The sequence below is a fragment of the Devosia sp. genome, from assembly GCF_041917035.1.
In the GTDB taxonomy this organism is placed as follows: domain Bacteria; phylum Pseudomonadota; class Alphaproteobacteria; order Rhizobiales; family Devosiaceae; genus Devosia_A.
Window position 1 is genome coordinate 1 of the sequence record NZ_JAYRYM010000424.1, and the last position, 1910, is coordinate 1910.

Annotated in this window: 2 protein-coding genes; one reads left to right on the plus strand and one right to left on the minus strand. The window is 68.2% G+C overall.

The window, feature by feature from the left end:
• The coding region (locus tag ACE3TU_RS21895; RefSeq protein ID WP_374627969.1) for an EAL domain-containing protein at nucleotides 1-815 on the plus strand (815 nt) is incomplete at its 5' end.
• Nucleotides 816-836: 21 nt separating this feature from the next.
• Here ACE3TU_RS21895 and ACE3TU_RS21900 read toward each other — a convergent pair.
• On the minus strand, nucleotides 837-1703 hold the full coding sequence (locus ACE3TU_RS21900; protein ID WP_374627970.1) for a sugar phosphate isomerase/epimerase family protein: 867 nt from the start codon (nucleotides 1701-1703) through the stop codon (nucleotides 837-839).
• Nucleotides 1704-1910: the final 207 nt, after the last annotated feature.

Below are 1910 nucleotides of genomic sequence, written 5' to 3' on the forward strand. Positions count from 1 at the left end.
CCTGGCTGTCGCGCCAGCTGCACCGGTTGCTGCGCCGCTTCTGGGCCTTCGAGGCCCGGTTCCTCAGGCATTTCGATGCCGCCTCGGTGGTCTGCCACTACCAGCCCATCCTCGATCTGAGGACCGATCGTGTCACGGCCTGCGAGGTGCTGGTGCGATGGCGGGACGTCGACGATCGCATCGTCATGCCCGACCAGTTCCTGCCGGTGGTGGAGGCGCGGGGTCTGACCATGGACCTGACGCGCTACCTGGTGGCACGGGCCCGGGCCGATCTCGATCGCCTGCCGCCCGGCATCGCGCTGCAGGTCAACTTCAACATCTTCCCGCGCGATCTCGATGCCGACCGCCTGATCCCGCTGTTTGCCCCGCTCCTGGGCGAACGCTTCAGGGTGGTGATCGAGATCGTCGAGACCGACACGCTGGATATCGCCGCGGCCGGTCGCCACATCGAGCGGCTCCGCGCCGCCGGAATCGGCACCTATCTCGACGATTTCGGCTCCGGCTTCTCCAACATCAATCACCTCGGGGCGCTGCCGCTCGACGGCGTCAAGCTCGACCGCCAGTTCGCCATGGCGTCCGATGCCAGCCTCACCGGGCAACTGCTGGTCAACGCCCTGGCGATGATCCACGATTCGGGACGAGTGACCGTCGTCGAAGGGGTGGAGACGGCCGGTCGTCTCGCCATGCTGCGCGCAACCGGCATGGTCGATTTCATCCAGGGCTACCTGGTCTCCCGGCCGCTCGATATCGAGCGCTTCGCCGGCTTCCTCGCCGAGACCGACCTCGCCGGCGGCAGCCGGCGTCTCGCCGCCTGACGGCCGTCCTCGCGGTGCCCCTCAGGCCCGCGCGAGCGCTTCCTTCCAGCAGGCGCGGGCCCTGTCGGCGAGTTCGAGCGACTCCGCCCAGCGGTCGCTGAGGTCGGCGCCGTCCGCGCCCGAAATCGCGTAGGGCTGCGGGCCCAGTTCGCACATGTAGCAGAGCCTATCGTCCTGGCCGGCACGCTTCATCCAGCTGGCAAATCCATAGGTCCACCAGGTCTCGAACTGCCGGATCCAAGGCGCATGCTGCGCAAAGCCGAGCGGCACCTGTACCTGTTCGCTGCTGGCGACCCGCCCGTGATAGGCCCAGCAGCGATCGAGGATCGCCCGGATCTGGGCGTCGACCTCGGCGCTCGCCGGCACCGCGATCTCCCGACCCACCACATAGTGCGACAGGTCGGCGAGGAGCTTCATCTCCGGCACCGCCGTCAGCAGGTCGAGCGTGAACAGCAGGTCGTTCGTCATCCTGTCCCGGTGCGTCTCGACATAGACCGGAAAGTCCACCTGCTCGGCCAGCCGGACCCAGCCTTCGGCGACGCGCGCCGCTTCGTCGAGCCGGCGCGGCCTGAGGTTGGGCTGGATGTTGATGTGGGTGACGCCGAACGCGGTCCCCCACTCGAGCGCCGGCTTGAGGCCATCCACGTCGGTGGGGAAACACAGGCCCTCGACCACCAGACCCGCCGATCGGGCGAGGCTGGTGGTACGGCAGGCCTCCTCGCGATCGATGTACAGGCAGCCCAGCCCGTCGAAGCCGGCCGCGGCGATCATCTCGATATTGGTTTCGAGCGGCCGCTCCGCCGGCGCCCCCTTGAGACCCGACATTGTCCACAGCGATTGCAGTACGAGCAGTTCCGGCACCTTGTCCCCCCCGGCGTCGGTCGTCACGTCACGCGACCGCCACGTCCTTGTCGGGACTTCCTCGCCGTCTGGCAAGCCCCCGTCCGGCCGCCATGCGTCGCCTCGTCCTGCCCAACTGGGGAGCTTTCCGAGTTAGGCGTGGCACGGCAGCATCGCACCAGTCGTTGACCGAGGCTTTCTTCGCCATGTCCATCACAGCGTCCCTTGCGCCCCTCGCTGCCGTCTCCGATGCCC